The sequence below is a fragment of the Pseudomonadota bacterium genome (assembly GCA_010028905.1).
Classification (GTDB): Bacteria; Vulcanimicrobiota; Xenobia; order RGZZ01; family RGZZ01; genus RGZZ01.
In genome coordinates, this window is sequence record RGZZ01000720.1 from 1 (window position 1) to 1,801 (window position 1,801).

A 1,801-nucleotide genomic window follows, 5' to 3' on the forward strand; every position below is an offset into this window, starting at 1 on the left:
GCCAGACGCATGTCCTCTTCTGGGGTTGCATTGCGGGTGAGCTCACGAATACTGGTCCACGGGATGTCACCATCGCGTAGCCCCTGGGAGAGCGCGGGCAGGTGCTCGAGGGCGCGGGCCACGCGCAGCATCTCGTAGGCCGGCTGCGGGTCGAGCTTCAGCTCGCGCACCGCAAAGGTGACCACGCTCGAGCAGCCGCGCTCGAGATGCACCCCGCGGCGTTCCACCGCCAGCAGGCACACCGCCAGCTCCCAGCGCGAAGCGCCGAACTGACGCCCGCGTCGCTTCACCTCGCCGAGCAGAACAGAGACATCGAGCTTCACGAGTTCACAAAGTCGCTCGAACATATAAGAAGACCCCCGCGTGATGATCGCGCGGCCTCATGGCCGTGCTGGTTGAATCGATTCACACGAAGGTCATCAAGAGCGAGGGGCTCGGCGGCGTGCGGGCTGAGCGCAGATGCGCGCTGCACGCCTGTTCCCCACGCATCCTGTTTTCGCCGCCCCCCATCTCACTCCTCCTCCCCATTCTTGCAAAACACCACCCCGTTCGCGCAACCCGAACGCCTCCCCATTCTCGCAAAATGCTACCCCGAGCGTATCCCGCACCCCTCCTCCCCATCTTTGCAAAATGCCACACCGTGCGCGACAACCGTGCACCCCTCCCCAATCGGAGGAGACCCCCTTTTCCCGCAAGAAGAAACGTCCTCACCACATCGCCCCGACCGACAGTGACCCGACTGACACAGAACCCGACCACTGGGCCCGTTGCACCCACGCCGTCCACGCCCCCGTCGTCTGCGGCGAACTCGGCCAGCGCCACCACGCCGGCCCAGGTGCGCGAGGCCACCGTCACCATTGACCTGGGCAGCGTCGCCGTGCCCGATCACCCGGATCGCGAGATCCTCGACCTGCTATTCTTCCCCACCGGCGGTGGCAAGACCGAGGCCTATCTCTGGCTAGCCGCCTTCGTGCTGGCCCTGCGCCGACTGCGCGACCCGTCGAGGTCGTCGCCCAGGTGGCGCTTCAACAAGCCGATCACGCAGAGCACCACGCGGTCGTACGCATGTCCCGCGGTGTCGCAGGTCTCCCAGACATACGTCGCACCCCGTCTCGAGAACACGAACGAACCAGCTCGTTGCCATGTTCTGCCTCCGAGCACCTCCCCGTGGGCAGCAGTATGGCAGGCAGTTGTTACCAAGACGTTGCGATGGGGTGAACGTCGTATGAACGCGATGTGAACAGCTTTCTGCGCCCCCCTACCGCGGCACCAGCACCCACTCCTCGTGCAGCTGAAACGCCGGCCGATACGCCTCGAGCATGGCGCGCATCGCCGCGCTCGAGAACCGGATGTGCGCCACGTCGAGCCGCTGGAGCACGATGGCCGAGAACCGCTTCTGCTTCACCATATCAATGAACTGGCCCTCATCCCACAGCCCCTTCTCGGCCATGGCGAAGAGCGACGACGGATCGCACAGCGCCGCAGGGCGACCCATCTGCACCGGCGCCCCCAGGTTCTCAGCGATGATCGGACCGGGGAAGCGATCGAGGGCGGCGCGCAGCTGCTCGAGCTCTTCACTGGCGCGACGCACGTTGTCGCCCACCTTGCCGCCGAGCACGACGCGCGCATCGCCGGCGTAGGCGTACAGCGGTGCAAGCGTAGGCGGCAGCGCCTGCAGCGCACCCCCCACGAGCTGAACAACAAGCGCACTCCCCAGCACCAGGCGCGTGCGGCGCGCCCCGTCCGCGCCAAACGCCTCGGCTACCGACAGCCCGCACACCATCGAGACTGCGACCTGCAG

Annotated in this window: 3 protein-coding genes; 1 reads left to right on the forward strand and 2 read right to left on the reverse strand. The window is 66.4% G+C overall.

Translation table 11 applies throughout. From position 1 onward, the window contains the following. Positions 1-347 (reverse strand): hypothetical protein (locus EB084_24690; GenBank protein ID NDD31462.1); only part of this gene is annotated, 347 nt, incomplete at its 3' end. Positions 348-730: 383 nt separating this feature from the next. Between EB084_24690 and EB084_24695 the strand changes: the two genes are divergently transcribed. Continuing rightward, positions 731-1,240, forward strand: a complete 510-nt coding sequence (locus EB084_24695; protein ID NDD31463.1) for a hypothetical protein — start codon at positions 731-733, stop codon at positions 1,238-1,240. 18 nt (positions 1,241-1,258) lie between these two features. Here EB084_24695 and EB084_24700 read toward each other — a convergent pair whose 3' ends face one another. Next, positions 1,259-1,783 carry a hypothetical protein gene (locus tag EB084_24700; GenBank protein NDD31464.1) on the reverse strand — a complete coding sequence of 175 codons (525 nt, stop codon included), beginning with the start codon at positions 1,781-1,783 and terminating at the stop codon, positions 1,259-1,261. Positions 1,784-1,801 lie beyond the last annotated feature (18 nt).